Genomic DNA, 15,392 nt, shown 5'->3' on the forward strand with positions numbered 1-15,392 from the left:
TTCATTTCCTAGGGGTCAGGAAGGAACGATCTGATTGCCCGGTTACGAAATCCACGATCCGCTGGACATATTCACTCTCATTTTCGGCACCGACGCGATGCGCGCGTTCCATGAACGTCCCGTCTCCGGTCGACAGCTCTTTGAACGCGGCACGCAGAGCCGAGATATCCTCACGCGAGACGCCTTTGCGTTTCAGGCCGACCAAATTCAGGCCGTCCAGTTCGCCCCGCGGTGCCTGAACCAAACCGTAGGGAATGACGTCATTTGGCACCATGGTCAGAGCACCAATAATGGCCCCTCGCCCGACCCGCACCCATTGATGCAACCCCGAGATACCTCCCACGATCACGTCATCCTCAATGATGCAATGTCCGGCCGCTCCTGCGTGGTTCACCATGATGACCCGATTGCCAATCTGCACGTCATGCGCCACATGCACACCGGCCATCAAAAGGCAGTCATCGCCGATCCGGGTTACGCCGCCGCCACCCTCAGTGCCTGTGTTCACTGTCACATGTTCACGGATCCGGTTACGTTTGCCAATTTCCAGCCGCGTGTTCTCGCCGCCGAACTTCAGGTCCTGCGGGATCTCTCCAATGACCGAGAAATTGAACACAACGGTCTCATCACCGATAGCTGTGTCGCCTGTGACAACAACATGCGATTTCAATTCAACGCGCTCGCCCAGCTTGGCTTGCGCACCGACATAGCAGAACGGACCGATGATACAGCCTTCACCAATCTGCGCGCCGTCTTCGATAATTGCGCTTGGATGGATGCCGTTCATGTCGTCTTTTCCATGTCCCAGTCTACATAGGCCGAGAATTCAGCTTCGGCGGCCACTTCGCCATCTACAGTCGCGCGACCTGCAAACTTAAAGATCTTCCCGCCCTTTTTGCCCCGCACGGTTTCAACATGCATTTCCAGCACATCGCCTGGAACCACTTTGCGGCGGAATTTGCATTTGTCGATGTTCATGAAGTAGATCAACAGCTCGCTGTCGATCACATCCATACCCACCCCCAGCATTACACCTGCAGTCTGCGCCATCGCTTCAACAATGGTAACGCCGGGCATGATCGGAGTGCCGGGAAAGTGACCCTGAAAATGGGGTTCGTTCATTGTGACATTCTTGATCCCGACAGCAGACTGATAGCCGGAAATATCAACGACTTTGTCAACCAGCAAAAACGGATAGCGATGCGGCAAGATCCGTTGGATCAGCTGTATGTCTGCGCTCTTGGTTTCCGTCGTCATCGTATCGTCGTCCCGTACTGGATTGCTGTTTGACGCGTGGTTAGCAATACCGCGCCTTGAGGGCAAGCAAACCTATTCGTCAGTTTGGCTTTCTAGCGCTTGACCGTCTCCGATCGCGGCGTTTATCCGCGCGATGGCTGTCTCGGTCACATCCGTACGGTCCGAGCTGAGAAAAACGCTCGACCGTTCGATGATGACCGTGGCCCCGGTCTCGCGCAACAGGTCGATCAGGACTGGTTGGATCGTCTCAAAGAACAATTGCTGGGCTTCTTCACTTCTGCGAGACAAAGCGTCCAGCTTGGCGCGTTGTCCATCGCGGTGTGTCTGAACCTTGTTGTCGAACGCCTCGGCCAAAGGACGGAACTCTTCTGGAGTCACTTGCGTGCGCAGTTCCGTCAGATCCTTTTCCTCTTTACTAAGTTCGACGACGATCCGCTCATTCTCCTCTGCCAACAAAGTTCCTTCGGCTTCGATCTCACGCAAAACGCGTTGACCGAATTCCGAGTCCGCAAACAATCGCTCGCTTGAGATGGTCAAAACCGTCGACGATGGAACCGAGAGTTGCTGCGCCTGTGTCGCAGAAACGAAAAATGCACTCAGCAAAACGCACAGGGCCCATAAAGGGCCCTGCAACTTAGACTGTATCAAGTATGACATCGCCTGATCAGAACCGCGCCTGAATGGTCAGGTCAAAGTTCTGCTCTTGGTCAAAGTCCTCTTTCACCAGTGCCTTCGAGAAGTTGAAGCGCAGCGGACCAAACGGGGTGTCCCAAAGAACGGACACACCGATGACATGTCGGATCGACCCGTCCTCACCCACAATGTCAGCACCGGCTGTGTTCACGTCGTCAAGATTGTACAGGTTGCCCACGTCGTAGAATACACCACCCCGCAGACCTAGCTCTTCTGGCAGGCCAAGGGGAAAATCGGATTCAAACCGAGCGACCCAGTAATAGTTCCCACCGATCGCGTCATCTTGACCATTGGATAGGTCACGTGGGCCAATACCCGACGGCTCGAAGCCACGGAACGTGCTTGGGCCCAAGACAAAGCGGTCAAGTGTTCGGCTGAAGTCATCTCCGGTCCAATGAAGCGCGCCCAGTTCAAGCGATGCCCGCAGCACAACTTCCTCACTCAGAACTCTGGTCTGCGCGATTGCACGTGCGGTGGATTTGAAGAACTCATTGTCTCCGCCCAATCCCGCAGCATCGACACCAACTTCAAACAGTACACCTGCGTTGGGGTTCAACCCACCAAGGCGGCTGTCATACACATAAGACACGCCCAAAGAACTGGTCGAACGCTCACCCTGAGCGATCTCCGACGCAATGACAGCTCCGTTTATTTCATCGTCCTGCTGCGTCATTTCGCTGTTTTCCCAATTATAGCGAAGGCGCAGCGACGACAGTTCACCGATTGCATAGCTTAGCTGAGGGGCAAAGAAGAGACGCTCGGTGTCAAAGCTGGCAAAGCTGGAATTGGTTGTTGCCAGTCCAAGCCCCAAGTCAAAACGCAGCCTACGCCCCAGCAAGAAGGGTTCGGTAAAGTTGACAACGTATTGCTCCGAGTCCTGAGCCGTTGAAAGGGTAAGGCCAAGGTTTTGACCCCGTCCCAGAAAGTTAGACTCGTTCAAGCCCACGGCGATACCAAAACCATCCGAGACCGAGAAGCTACCGCCGAGGCTAAGCGACCCGGTAGGCTGTTCCTCCACATCAACGTCGACAATGACCTGACTTGGAGTAGACCCTTCGCGTGGTTCAACATCAGCGACAGCAAAGAAGCCAAGGGCACGGATACGTTCAGCGGCCTGCCGGATTTCACGGGGATTGAACGGATCACCTTCAACTGTGTCAAACTGGCGGCGGATAACCCGATCCAGCGTCGTTGTATTCCCTTCGATATCGATCCGTTCAACAAAAATGCGCGGCCCGCGGGTGAGCACAAATTGCACATCCAGGGTCAGATCGCTTGGATTGCGTGTGACGCGCGGTTCGACCCGCAAGAAATCAACACCCTGCTTGATCCCCAGACGCTCTTGCCGGGCAATCGAGTTTTCGATCAGTGAGGGCGAATAGGTGACACCCGGCTTGATCTTCAAAGCAGCCTGATAGTCTGCGGCGTCAACGCCGGGAATTTCACTGACTGTGGAAATCTGTCCAAACGAGAATTTTTGTCCTTCGGTGATATTCATCACCAGAAAAAACGCGTCCCGTTCCTGAGTGAATTCAACATTTGTGCTGTTGACGCGAAAATCGACATAGCCCCGCGACAGATAGAAATCCCGAATGACCTGCTGATCAAACTCGATGCGGTCCGCGATGAAGGTGTCTCCGCGCAGGAAGGTACGCAGGAAGTTTGCCTGTTTTGTTTCCAACACACGGCGCAACCTGCGGTCGGTATATGCACGGTTGCCTACAAAACTGACGCGCTCGATCTCAATGGTCGTACCTTCGGCCACCTCGAACACCAAATCGACCCGGTTATCACTGCGGCGGATAATGCGCGGGATCACCGTGGCAGATACACGCCCTTGGGCTGAATAAATCTGAGCAATCAGGTCCGCATCTGCTTCGGCGACCTGCGGTGTAAACACCCGACGCGGCTCAGACGATATGGCTTCGATCAAAACGTCGTCTTTAACGCGACGGTTCCCCTCGATGCTGATCTGATTAATGGTCGGATATTCCTCGACCTCAATCACCAGAGTATTGCCGCGCGGAGTCAGCTCGACTGTTTCAAAAACACCACTGTCAAGCAAACGCTGAAAGGCATCGTTCAGTTCTCCAGCAGTGACAGTTTGTCCGGGTTCGATTCCTGTCCGGGTGATAATCGTCGAGGTTTCGATGCGCCTGTTGCCCTCGACCTCGAACGAATTGATGGTAAAGCTTTGGGCGTGTGCGGACTGCGGTGCAGCCATCAAACCCAACAAAACACAAAAAGAAATTACGGATAGCGCTCGCCACAAAATCTTGTCTGCTTGCGTCTGCCCCCCGCAGGATGTGCCTGCGCCTCGCCTATCAGTCATATTTTTCTCTACCCAAAAATTTAGGACTTTAATGCTGAGTAGCGGGATTAATATTCCTTGTCAAAAGGCCAAAAAGCAAAGCGGCCCAATGGGCCGCTATGATATTAATTCTGATGCTGTTTAAGAATCACAACAACGTGTCGCAGACCGCGCAAAGATTGGCTGCGAGAAGGAGATACCAGCATGCTAGCAACGCCAATGCAGTCGCTCCAAAGAACAAAATCGAATCCCAGTTCAGCGTGAACAGACAGCTGAAGCTTCTGTACGAATCTTTCAATACACGTGTCATGGCTACCTCTGCGGCATTCAAACTCGTCAGAAAGTTAGTCGCAAAATGAGGCAGGAATGGGGCTTTCGCAGGTCGGTTGCGCCTTATTTAGCAGAACAGATCATTGGTGACGGAAAAGACCATCAAGCCAAGGATCAAGGAAACGCCCACACCCATCAGTACACGCAAAGCACCGTCACTGGGCGGCTTGCCCGCCACGGCTTCGTATGCATAGAAAACCAGATGTCCGCCGTCCAAAGCAGGGATTGGGAACAGATTCAGCAATCCAACGGCCGTGGACAAAACCGCAATGAAGAAGATGAAACTTTGCGCGCCCTGACTGGCCATCGCGCCAGATGTTTCGGCAATTCCGATAGGACCTGACATATTACAGGTGCTGATTGCGCCCGTAATCATGTGCCACAATCCTGACAACGACCCGTCAATGATACGCAGTGTTTGCTGTACTCCGCCACTAAAGGAAGTAATGAGTCCAGCCGGCTCGCGTTCGGGTTCCAACATCATGCCGCCGACGATTCCGATACGCCAATGAGTCACGAACCCGCCTTCTTCCTGCGGTTCGTCTGTTCTGCGCGGCGCCAAAGCAAATTCCAGTTCCGCCCCGTCGCGCCACACATCCAGCAAGAGAACCTTGCCGTCGGACCGCTCTACGTGTTCTTTAAGTTGCTCAAAGGCATAGATGGGGTCGCCGTCGACTGCGTAGATGACGTCTCCGGCTTGCAGGTCGATATCCATGGCAGCACTGCGCGGTGCAACTTGCTGGATAAGGGGCGGATACAACCACGGACCGGCAACATCCAGCGTCTGATCGCCCCGAAGGACTGTGTAATCCAGAACAGGTTTGACCGGCAATGTATCCGTAAAGTCCGTCCACGATTCACCCTCATCAAACGCAGGCAGCGGCTGACCTTCGATGGCCAAAATCTCATCGCCTTCACGCAGTTCCTGAACAGTGCCAGGAAGCGGGTAGAGCTTTCCGATGGTCAATGGGCTTTTGGTAACACCTTGTGACAGGAATATTAGCCCGAACACCAATATCGACATAACGAAATTGAACACCGGTCCGGCCGCAACGGTTGCTGATCGTGCCCAAAGCGGTGCGCCATGCATTGTGCGTCGAAGCTCTTCTGGGCTTTGTTCCCGGATTTCAGACATAGCAGTCTCGTCCTTGCCGGACGCCGCGTTGGCGTCCCCAAGGAATTTAACATAACCACCAAAGGGCAAAGCCGCGAATTGCCACCGGGTGCCGCGCTTGTCTACTCTGCTCCAAAGAACCGGACCAAAACCGATCGAGAAGACCTCGGCGTGTATCCCCGACCAGCGACCGACGATATAGTGGCCATATTCATGAACAGCGACAATCGCCGACAGAGCGATTACAAACGCTCCGATCGTGTACAGCAAATTACCAAACTGAGGGATCAGCGAAAATACGTCCAAAATTCTATCCTGCTCTTTGGGTCACGGCTTCATCTACCCACTTACGTGCCAAATGGTCCGTTTGCTGTATGTTATCAAGTGTCATGGGGGCATCAATAAGGCCATTTTCGGCGTCAAACCGATCCAACACTGCAGCGACCATGTCTGCCATGGCCAGAAAACCGATATGACGCGCGATAAAGTGATCAAGCGCCCGCTCTTTCGCGGCGTTGAATACAGCACCTGCGAGGCCACCGCGTTCCATCACCTGTCGCGCCAATGCCAGCGCGGGATACCGCGTTTCGTCCGGTTCAATAAATCTAAGCTGACCAAGTTTAGCGAGGTTCAGGCGATCCACCGGAAGGTGACGTCGGTCCGGCCAATGTAACGCATATCCGATGGCATGGCGCATATCGGGCGCGCCCATATGCGCCATAACGGCCCCGTCATCGAAACCCACCAAAGCGTGGACGATAGATTCCGGGTGCACAAGTACTTCTATCTGATCAGGCGGGATACCAAAAAATTCTTTGGTTTCTATCACCTCCAACGCCTTATTGAACATCGAGGCGCTGTCGATCGTGATCCGTTGACCCATGTTCCAGTTGGGATGGCTTGATGCCTGTTCGACTGTGGCACCTGCAAGATCTGCGATCGGCCAATCCCGAAATGCACCACCGCTTGCTGTAATGATAATACGCTCGACCGTCGCCATATCCTCGCCGACAAGAGCTTGAAATACGGCCGAGTGCTCGCTGTCGACCGGCAACAAACGCGCGTTGTGGTTCTGAGCCGTCTGCATCACCAGAGACCCGGCACACACCAGAGTTTCTTTGTTCGCCAAAGCAAGCGTAGCGCCTTGTTTCAGCGCCTCTAAACCCGGCGGCAAGCCTGCCGCCCCGACAATCGCCGACATCACCCAATCCGACGGTCGCGCAGCGGCTTCGATCAGAGCGGTCGCGCCTGCGGCGACTTCTACACCGCTTCCGTCCAGCGCGGCCCGCAGGTCGTCCAGTTTGTCTTCATGGGCGGTCACCGCAATATCGGCATTCAGTCGACGCGCATCCTGCGCGAGACGCTCGATATTCGCGCCTCCGGTCAATGCCACGATGTCGTAGGATTCGGGATTGCGGTTGATCAGATCAATTGTGTTCTGACCGATAGAACCGGTCGCCCCGAAAATGGAAATCTTGCGCATTACATGGCTCCTGGCGCGTAGAGCATCCCAGCAATCAAAACAAACAGCGCAGCGCCCATCATACCGTCAAAACGGTCCAGAAACCCGCCGTGACCCGGAATAAGGTTCGAGCTGTCCTTGACGCCAAATTTCCGCTTTGTGGCGCTTTCGATGATGTCTCCGGCCTGACTGGCCATCGAAGCCAAGACTGAGACAACCACAAACAAAAAGCCGAACCCGGCATAGCTGGCAAAGATAACGCCGACAACCGCTGCTGCAACCCAGCCTCCGGCCGTGCCGGACCATGTTTTCTTTGGGCTGACTTTGGGCCAGAACTTGGGACCACCGACAGCTTTGCCAACGAAATACCCAGCCACATCCGTGGCTACGACAATGGCGATCAGCCAGATCATCCAACCAAAGCCCATATTCTCGCGGATCGAGATGAACCCAAGACCTGCTGCTGCAATCCAGAAAGCGAACAGCGCATAGGTTCCCTTGGATCGAGTAACCTGCCCTGCCCCAACCAAGGCCGGCGCGGCCAAAAACGGCAATGTGTATAAGGGTGGTAAGTGATAGCTGAGAACGACCGCTGCGCCTGTCAGGACGCCAAGCTGTACCGCAACACCGGGTTTGCCGGGGTCAACCATACGAACCAGTTCCCACGTCATGAGACCACAGGCTACCGCGATGAAAGCTTCGAACCAAAGCCCGCCCAGCCAAACTTCGACAGCGCCTATGGCGACCAAAACAGCCGCCGACACCACGCGCGCGGTTAAATCAGACCATCGGCCTTCGCTCATGCCGGGATCGCTCCGAACCGGCGATCGCGTGCGCCATAACTGCGGCACAGCCGTTCCAGTTCTTCGGCCGTAAAATCCGGCCACAGAGTGTCAATGAACTCGTATTCGGAATAGGCAGACTGCCAGAGAAGAAAGTTAGAAATCCGAGCTTCTCCGCTTGTGCGGATGACAAGATCTGGATCAGGAAGAACATGCGTATCCAAATACTTGGGCAGCGTCTCTTCATCCACGTCTTCAGGCTTCAGGCGCCCTTCGGCCACATCCAATGCCAGGCGTTTCGTTGCGCGCGCAACTTCATCCCGCCCACCGTAATTCAAAGCGATGGTCAGGTGTACGAGGTCGTTGCCCTTCGTCGCCTCTTCAAGTGTGTCCATCAGATCAACCAACTTCGAATCCAACCGCACACGGTCACCGATAAAGCGAACCCGAATCCCGTTTTGGGCCAACGTTTTGGTTTCTTTAATGATATACCGCTTGAACAAGCTCATCAGGCCAGCAACTTCGGCCTGCGTCCGTTTCCAGTTTTCGGTCGAAAAGGCAAAGACAGTCAAATATTTGATCCCGAGACCCGGGCAAGCTTCGACCACATCCCTTACACGTCGTGCACCGGCCTGATGCCCGAAAAGTCGCGGCCTACCCCGCGCCTGCGCCCAGCGTCCGTTGCCATCCATGATGATCGCAACGTGATGAGGGCCATCAATCGGCGCTGTATGAGGGGTATCGGGCATAATTCCGTCAGACCTGCATGATCTCGGCTTGCTTGGTTTCAAGCGCAGCGTCGACGGCCTTGATCATCTCATCCGTCAGGTCCTGAACTTCACTTTCCCAAAGCTTCTGGTCATCTTCCGACATCCCATCCGATTTGGCTTTCTTGATTTGGTCCATCCCGTCGCGGCGCACATTCCGAATCGAGACCCGTGCGTGCTCAGCGTATTGGCCGGCGACTTTACCCAGCTCGCGCCGGCGTTCTTCGTTCAGTTCCGGAATAGGCAGCATGATGATCGTGCCGTTCAGTTGCGGATTGATCCCCAACCCGCTTTCGCGAATGGCTTTTTCAACTTTACCGACAAGGCCCTTGTCCCAAACGTTTACCGTAACCATCCGAGGTTCAGGAACGTTCACGGTCCCGACCTGATTGATCGGTGTCATCGAGCCATAAGCATCCACCATGACAGGTTCCAACATTGACGCTGAAGCGCGTCCGGTACGCAAAGACGCAAATTCGGTCCTGAGGTTCGCCATCGCGCCGTCCATGCGGCGTTTCAGATCATCGGTGTCCAGTTCGAAATCGTCAGACATTCTGCTCACTCCCCGTCTTCAGGTGCTGTTTGAAAGGCTCATAAGCCATCACAATTGGGATGTATAGCAATGATGCTCGGGAATTGTGCCAATGACCAGAGGTGTTTCCGGCTTTTTCTCGGTCATTAAATGGCAAGCGCCCCGGCCGGTGACATGTCCGGCCGGGGCGCAGGATAAGTTTCCGGATCAGGCGTTTACGTCAACCACAACGCGGCCTTTGACCTGACCCTTGAGGATGTCAGCGCCCAATTGTGGCAGATCGCTCAGCGTCGCGGGATGTACCATCGCCTCAAGCTTGTCCATCGGCAGGTCGGTTGCGACGCGTTGCCATGCACGAACACGGTTTTCGTAGGGCTGCATGACGCTGTCGATGCCCAGCAGGTTCACACCGCGCAGCAGGAACGGAATGACGGTTGCTGGAAGCCCGGCGCCCCCCGCCAGACCAACGGCCGAAACCGACGCACCGTATTTCATCTGCCCCAGAACGCGGGCCAGCATATCACCTCCAACGGCGTCAACACAGCCTGCCCAAGTCTCGCTTTCCAACGGGCGCTTGGTTGTCTCGTTCAAGTCATCACGGGGGACAATGGTCGTGGCCCCCAGAGATTTGAGATAGTCGCCCGCTTCAGCCCGGCCTGTAACTGCCGCGACCTCGTAACCCAAGTTCGCCAAGATCGCCGTCGCAACCGAGCCAACGCCGCCCGCAGCACCGGTTACCAGCACCGGACCGTTGCCAGGCTTGAGGCCGTGATCTTCAAGCGCCATTACAGCCAGCATTGCAGTGAACCCCGCAGTCCCAACGGCCATCGCCTGACGCGTGTCCAGCCCATCTGGCAGCGGCACCAGCCAGTCTGCTTTTGCGTTAGCCTTTTGGGTATATCCACCCCAATGGGCCTCACCCACACGCCAGCCGGTCAGCACAACCTTGTCGCCGGGCGTATAGCGATCGTCCGAGGACGCCTCGACCGTACCGGCATAGTCAATGCCGGGCACATGCGGGTAATTGCGCACCAGACCGCCGCCTTTGGGCGACATGCACAGTCCGTCCTTGTAGTTGACCGTCGAATATTCGACCGCCACCGTGACCTCACCCGCAGGCAGATCATCGGTTGAAAGTTGTTTGACCACGGGGTTGGCCAGTCCGCTCTCGTCGTCTTTTTCCATCACCAATGCATTAAACATCTGATTTCCTCTCGTTTCAGAAAAGCCAGGTCCAGTTCTTCACCTGGCGAAAAATACCTCGGGGGAGCCGCGTAGCGGCGGGGGCAGAGCCCCCCCCCCTTAGATCCAGAACTTTTCCTGCACCGTTGCGCGGCGCATTCCGTCCGGTGTTTCCACTTCAACAACTGATCCCGCGTCCCAGTGGCTCAGCCGCAACATGCCAATGGCGACGTTGGTCTGAAAGTCGGGGGACCACGCCGCCGAGGTCACCTGACCAACGCGCTTACCACCGGCCATCACTGACCACGGTTGATCGCAAGCAGGAACCGCATCTCCATCAATCGCAATGGGGCGAATTTGCTGAACGGGGCCTTCTTTGGCGACGCGCAGGAGCGCATCCCGTCCGATACAACCGATCGCTGTGTGCGTGTTGCAGAACTTACCCAAACCGCACTCATGTGGCGTGTTGTCGTCTGTCATATCGTTGCCATAAGACAGTAGTCCACCTTCGATCCTCTCGATCAGGTTCGGGCATCCTGCGCGCACGTTCAGGTCCTCTCCGGCTGCAAACAGTGCGTTCCAGAGGGGCATCCCGATATCCGAGCCCTCGACATAGATCTCGAAGCCGCCCTGCTTGGAATAGCCAGAACGCGCGACCGCCAGATCGCGGCCTTCGAATTCGAACATGTCAAACTTGAAGAAACGGATATCGCGCACGCGATCACCGAAGACACGCGACATCAGTTCATCCGCTTTGTATTTGCACTGCAAGGGGCGACACATCGGGTTCATCCACCAGCACATCCAGCCGATACCCGTTGGCAATCCCCTTGACCCACAGCAGCAGATCGCTGTCCGCAATGGAAATCCACCAACGGTCATCAGACAGTTTCACCGCCACGGGGTCATTCAGCATACCGCCTGTCTCGTCGACGATTGGCACGTAATAGCACTGCCCTGGCAGCATCCCCCGCAGATCACGCGGGGTCAGCATTTGCATAAGCCGCGCCGCATCTGGCCCGCGCAGTTCAACCTGACGTTCGCAGGACACGTCCCAAACCTGAACATGTTCCTTCAGGTGGCGGTAATCTGCCTGGACACTTTCGAAAACCGTGGGCAAGCGCATACGGTTGTAGATGGTGTATGCTTTGACACCAGCTGCCTCGACACCTTCCGAAAACGGGGTGCGACGCAACCGGCGCGAGAGCGAAACTTGCGGCATTCAGGCCTCCTGCAAGATGGGGACCGGATCGTTGACAGGCCGCGTTGATCCATTTTCGGTCAACATCTTCTGGACCTGCCCGCGATGGTGGGTCTTGGGGTTAAGAGTGTAAGAATTCCATTGCCACCACAGCAATGTAGTGAAACATTCAGGACCCATCGGCGCTTGGGGGGATCAGCCTTAACCGCCCCGCTGCGCCTTCAGGACATTACTTCTGGCCATGCCACTCGATCGGGCAGATCTCGGCCGACTTGCCGCCAAAATCCCAGACGCGACCATAATCACGAACTTTGGACTTCGTACCGCGCGCGACGATGATGTCCGGGCCCATCCAGTATTTCGAGTTTGTTACTTTGACCGGGTTTTCAGGATCGGCACCACCGACCATTTCAACCTCGCCCTGAATCTTCCGACCGATCGAAATGCGGCGCTTGGCGCCATCGCGTTCGATCTGTACCGGAGCACGCTCGGCGCCGATGATCTCACCGACCAGCATGGTAAACAGGCTTGTGGTTCCACCAGCCTGGCCGCTGAAAATCTGCAGCAGACCGTCATAGGCCGCATCATTGGCGCGTTCATCCACATAAGCGGCAACTTTCCACTGCCCCTCGCCCATGCGGCCAGGAATATCGACCAGCAGGCCCACGTTCATGCCCGAGATATCCTCGCCCTCATAGTGGCCCTCATCGATGATGATACCCATCCAGGCATGGCAATGGCCTTCGGTCGGCGGGTGCGCACCCAACGAGACAACACAGGGGCAGAAAACCTCGCACGAGCAATTCAGGATCAGCTCGCCTTTGATTTCCCAGTCTCTGGGTGTGATTTCCATGTTTGCCATAGGCTTATCCTCCGAATGCCAAGGGATATACAAGCAGGACCAGACCGCCTGCAATCAGTGCAAACCCCAGCGGGCGCGTGATCGCGTGGCCGATTTGGGGAAGTTTTTCGAGTACCATGAAAAAGGTCGCAAGACCCATCCACAACAGGCTCATGACGCCGCCGACAAAACCAAGCGCCATAAAGCCCCAGCAACAGCCGACACAGAATGCGCCAAGACCCAGACCCATGCGCAAGCCGCCAGTAAAGCCGGTTTTCCAATGCCCAAGGAAATAGGTCATGGGGGCGTGACAGACGCCGTGACAGACTTCTTTCGCGCGGGTGAACTGAAAAGCTCCGACCGCAATCATCAAGCCGCCTGCTACAAGCCCGGATTTGGCAATGCCCAGCATGTCCACGACGCTGCCAAACAACAATGCCAGTTGCACCCCGGTGATCAGGGCCGCAAATCCAACCCAGACCACGAAATATCCGGTCAGGACACCCAACCACCCCATGCGCGAGCCGTTTGCGCTGCGGATCAGATCGTCATAGCTGCGCAAGGTCGGGACCAAAGTTGGTAGCATCATCGCCGCCATCATGATTGCCCACATCCAGAACAGGGGGCCGAATTCGGCCATGGGCATATACATGTCCATTCGCGGGTCCATGGCGGCCATCGCCTGCCCCATCGGACCGGGGCGGCCGATAAAGTCCAAATCCATATTGCGGCTCATGGTGAACATCATCCACCACGCCCAAAGGATCAGAATGTAGAATCCCAGCCACAAGCCACTGCGAAGTACAGCGCGACTCATATGCTCCTCCCGACTCAGTTCTTGCTTTTCAAATGTCAGACTTTTAAATGTCAGACAAATAAAAAAACACAGGCGGTCACAGGATTATGAAAATCGACCCTCGGAAACCTGCAGATTTATCTGCGCAAATCGCACAAGCGATACGCGACGCCATCGTATCAGGCGAATTGATCGTTGATGAGCGTCTGCCGTCCGAAGCCGAACTTGCCGATCAGTTTGAGGTCTCGCGCCCCACGGTTCGTGAAGCGCTGAAAAGACTTGCTGCTCAGTCTCTTATTCGGACGCAACGTGGTGCTACCGGTGGCGCTTTTGTCAATCGCCTGTGTTTCGAAGACGCCTATTCCCAACAGATTACAACTTCAACTTTACTGTTGTCGATGAACACTGTCAGTTTCGATACGGCTTGCGAAGCGCGCTATGCACTGGAACGCGCCTGCGCTCGCCTTTCGTCGGAACGTCGGACGGCTGATCAGCTAGCCACGATGCGTGCCGAGATCTTCAGACAAGCACAGCCGGGCCTGACAGACGAAGCCTTCTGCGCCTCAGACGTGGCCTTTCACCGCGCTTTGGTCGATGGCGCCGGAAACCCCGTCCTGTCCTATCAGCTGGCCGGAGCCGTCGAGGCGATGCAACCGCTTATGAACATGATCACCTTTACGGCCAGATCCCGGGAAGAGATCATTTCGCTGCATACGCAGATCGCGGATGCCTTGGAGCGCGGTGATGTGGAAGAAGTTGACGATAGCCTTTTAAGACTTGAGAAATACACAAGAAAACTGGCGCGTGATGTCGCCGAAAAAAAGCGTAAACCAGCTTGATGAGGAACAGATGGTACCGGTCCTTAACGTTGTCGCAGCCTTACTAACTATTGCCTTTGGTCTGTTCGGCTTTCTTGCACCGGCGTGGACGGCGGCTTCGTTGGATTTAGCTCCAACGAGCAGCACCATGGGCCTAAGTGAGATGCGCGCGTCGGTGGGAGGGCTTTTCGTCGTAACCGGGATAGCAGTTCTGTGGCTTAACGCGCCCATGGCTTATACGATGCTGGGCGTTGTGTACGCGGGCGCGGCACTCGGGCGGTTTGTGTCAGTCCTTTTGGACAACCCGCCTTTGGTCAAAGCAGTGACATTCGGTGGAATCGAAGCTGTTCTGGCTATTTGGTTGATTTTGGCCAACCTAAACAAAACAACGTAAGTATCTGTTTTGGCGCGCTTCACCCGAAAAACTCGGGAATTGCATCCCGATTGTACCTCACCTATATAGAACAGGTCCTTCGGGACTATGGACATAAACGCGCTCGTAATAAGCGGATCGGACCCGGGGGCGGTACCCGGCGGCTCCACCATAAACCTTCGTTTGGGGTGTTTGGGGCCGAAATAGGATCGACGAACGTCTAAAGGGGTTAGCTTTGTCTCGGCTGTCTGCCACCGTTATCGGCGAAACTAGTACAATTGCAAACGACAATCGTGCTCCGGTTGCAGTTGCTGCGTAAGCAGTAGCAAGACCGAAACTTAAGCCCTTGCGCCTAGCCGCGTAAGGCGGGGTTCGCAGGTACCTGGCAACAGAAACCTGCATTTTCCCCAAGATGTTTTTCTACTGTCTGTTTGGCGTTCAGACTTTATTCACGCCTTTTGCGCATGCTTGAGCGACAATAAAGGAGAGCTGAGATGTCTCACGCAAAGGTGCTCAGAGAATGGTATTCCGAAGTCTGGGAAAAGGGGAATACCGATGCCATTGATACCTATTTTGCGCCGGAAACAATGGCCGAAGGGCTGATTCCTGAAATGCAGGTAGGTGCTGACGAATTCCGGGACCTCGTGATAGCTTTTCGGCATATCCTGGGTGACATCGAAGTCGACATGCCCAAAATCGTTGAAGATGGGGATTGGGTGTCAGCAATCATTCATCTGCGTACCACACGCGCCGACAACGGCGCTCCGTTACAGGCGACCGGCAGCATGATGGGCCGGATTAGAGATAATCGTGTGGTTGAGGTCTATAATCAGTTCGACTTCATCTCACTGTTTGAACAGCTTGGCCAGTTTCCTCAGGATACCTTACCCATATGTATGACGGGTCAGAGGTTGGATTGGGCGTAAACCGCAG

At 55.3% G+C, this 15,392-nt stretch carries 15 protein-coding genes, 1 other RNA gene and 1 pseudogene; 4 read left to right on the plus strand and 13 right to left on the minus strand.

Going from position 1 to position 15,392, the window contains the following annotated elements; translation table 11 throughout:
• Position 1 precedes the first annotated feature (1 nt).
• The 13 genes and pseudogenes from lpxA to ACR3EG_RS11345 all read right to left on the minus strand — a co-directional run bounded on the left by lpxA (position 2) and on the right by ACR3EG_RS11345 (position 13,289).
• Complete coding sequence (gene lpxA, locus ACR3EG_RS11285; RefSeq protein ID WP_209197038.1) at positions 2 to 787, minus strand: acyl-ACP--UDP-N-acetylglucosamine O-acyltransferase; 786 nt, start codon at positions 785 to 787, stop codon at positions 2 to 4.
• Complete coding sequence (gene fabZ, locus ACR3EG_RS11290) at positions 784 to 1,257, minus strand: 3-hydroxyacyl-ACP dehydratase FabZ (RefSeq protein WP_170354127.1); 474 nt, start codon at positions 1,255 to 1,257, stop codon at positions 784 to 786. Before fabZ ends, lpxA begins: the two co-directional genes overlap by 4 nt.
• Before the next feature lie 72 nt (positions 1,258 to 1,329).
• Complete coding sequence (locus ACR3EG_RS11295) at positions 1,330 to 1,860, minus strand: OmpH family outer membrane protein (RefSeq protein WP_269149602.1); 531 nt, start codon at positions 1,858 to 1,860, stop codon at positions 1,330 to 1,332.
• A gap of 61 nt (positions 1,861 to 1,921) precedes the next feature.
• Positions 1,922 to 4,174 carry an outer membrane protein assembly factor BamA gene (gene bamA, locus ACR3EG_RS11300; RefSeq protein WP_480947281.1) on the minus strand — a complete coding sequence of 751 codons (2,253 nt, stop codon included), beginning with the start codon at positions 4,172 to 4,174 and terminating at the stop codon, positions 1,922 to 1,924.
• Between the two features lie 484 nt (positions 4,175 to 4,658).
• Positions 4,659 to 6,011: an RIP metalloprotease RseP gene (rseP, locus tag ACR3EG_RS11305; RefSeq protein ID WP_480495750.1), complete on the minus strand. Its 1,353-nt coding sequence runs from the start codon at positions 6,009 to 6,011 to the stop codon at positions 4,659 to 4,661.
• 4 nt (positions 6,012 to 6,015) lie between these two features.
• On the minus strand, positions 6,016 to 7,188 hold the full coding sequence (dxr, locus tag ACR3EG_RS11310) for a 1-deoxy-D-xylulose-5-phosphate reductoisomerase (RefSeq protein WP_480495752.1): 1,173 nt from the start codon (positions 7,186 to 7,188) through the stop codon (positions 6,016 to 6,018).
• Entirely contained in the window at positions 7,188 to 7,970 is a 783-nt protein-coding gene (locus tag ACR3EG_RS11315; RefSeq protein WP_480495754.1) for a phosphatidate cytidylyltransferase, read from the minus strand. The genes dxr and ACR3EG_RS11315 overlap by 1 nt, the downstream gene beginning before the upstream one ends.
• Positions 7,967 to 8,698: an isoprenyl transferase gene (locus ACR3EG_RS11320; protein WP_480495756.1), complete on the minus strand. Its 732-nt coding sequence runs from the start codon at positions 8,696 to 8,698 to the stop codon at positions 7,967 to 7,969. The genes ACR3EG_RS11315 and ACR3EG_RS11320 overlap by 4 nt, the downstream gene beginning before the upstream one ends.
• 7 nt (positions 8,699 to 8,705) lie before the next feature.
• The gene (frr, locus tag ACR3EG_RS11325) at positions 8,706 to 9,269 is read right to left on the minus strand and encodes a ribosome recycling factor (protein WP_170354120.1); all 564 of its coding nucleotides are present in this window, start codon (positions 9,267 to 9,269) and stop codon (positions 8,706 to 8,708) included.
• A gap of 186 nt (positions 9,270 to 9,455) precedes the next feature.
• Positions 9,456 to 10,451 (minus strand): acryloyl-CoA reductase, encoded by a 996-nt coding sequence (acuI, locus tag ACR3EG_RS11330; RefSeq protein ID WP_480495758.1) that lies wholly within the window; start codon positions 10,449 to 10,451, stop codon positions 9,456 to 9,458.
• 99 nt (positions 10,452 to 10,550) lie between these two features.
• A pseudogene (locus ACR3EG_RS11335) lies at positions 10,551 to 11,652 on the minus strand (dimethylsulfoniopropionate demethylase).
• A gap of 208 nt (positions 11,653 to 11,860) precedes the next feature.
• On the minus strand, positions 11,861 to 12,493 hold the full coding sequence (locus tag ACR3EG_RS11340) for a DUF1326 domain-containing protein (protein ID WP_209197013.1): 633 nt from the start codon (positions 12,491 to 12,493) through the stop codon (positions 11,861 to 11,863).
• Positions 12,494 to 12,497: 4 nt separating this feature from the next.
• The gene (locus ACR3EG_RS11345) at positions 12,498 to 13,289 is read right to left on the minus strand and encodes a DUF2182 domain-containing protein (protein WP_480495762.1); all 792 of its coding nucleotides are present in this window, start codon (positions 13,287 to 13,289) and stop codon (positions 12,498 to 12,500) included.
• Positions 13,290 to 13,375: 86 nt separating this feature from the next.
• On the opposite strand from ACR3EG_RS11345, the gene ACR3EG_RS11350 reads away from it, so the two are divergent.
• The 4 genes from ACR3EG_RS11350 (at position 13,376) to ACR3EG_RS11365 (ending at position 15,385) form a co-directional block, all read left to right on the plus strand.
• Positions 13,376 to 14,107 (plus strand): FadR/GntR family transcriptional regulator, encoded by a 732-nt coding sequence (locus ACR3EG_RS11350; protein ID WP_480495764.1) that lies wholly within the window; start codon positions 13,376 to 13,378, stop codon positions 14,105 to 14,107.
• A 10-nt stretch (positions 14,108 to 14,117) separates the two neighbouring features.
• Entirely contained in the window at positions 14,118 to 14,480 is a 363-nt protein-coding gene (locus tag ACR3EG_RS11355; protein WP_480495766.1) for a DUF4345 family protein, read from the plus strand.
• 35 nt (positions 14,481 to 14,515) lie between these two features.
• Positions 14,516 to 14,862, plus strand: a transfer-messenger RNA (tmRNA) gene (ssrA, locus tag ACR3EG_RS11360).
• Positions 14,863 to 14,953: 91 nt separating this feature from the next.
• Positions 14,954 to 15,385: an ester cyclase gene (locus ACR3EG_RS11365; protein WP_170354113.1), complete on the plus strand. Its 432-nt coding sequence runs from the start codon at positions 14,954 to 14,956 to the stop codon at positions 15,383 to 15,385.
• Positions 15,386 to 15,392: the final 7 nt, after the last annotated feature.

This window comes from Ruegeria sp. AM7, from assembly GCF_056535965.1.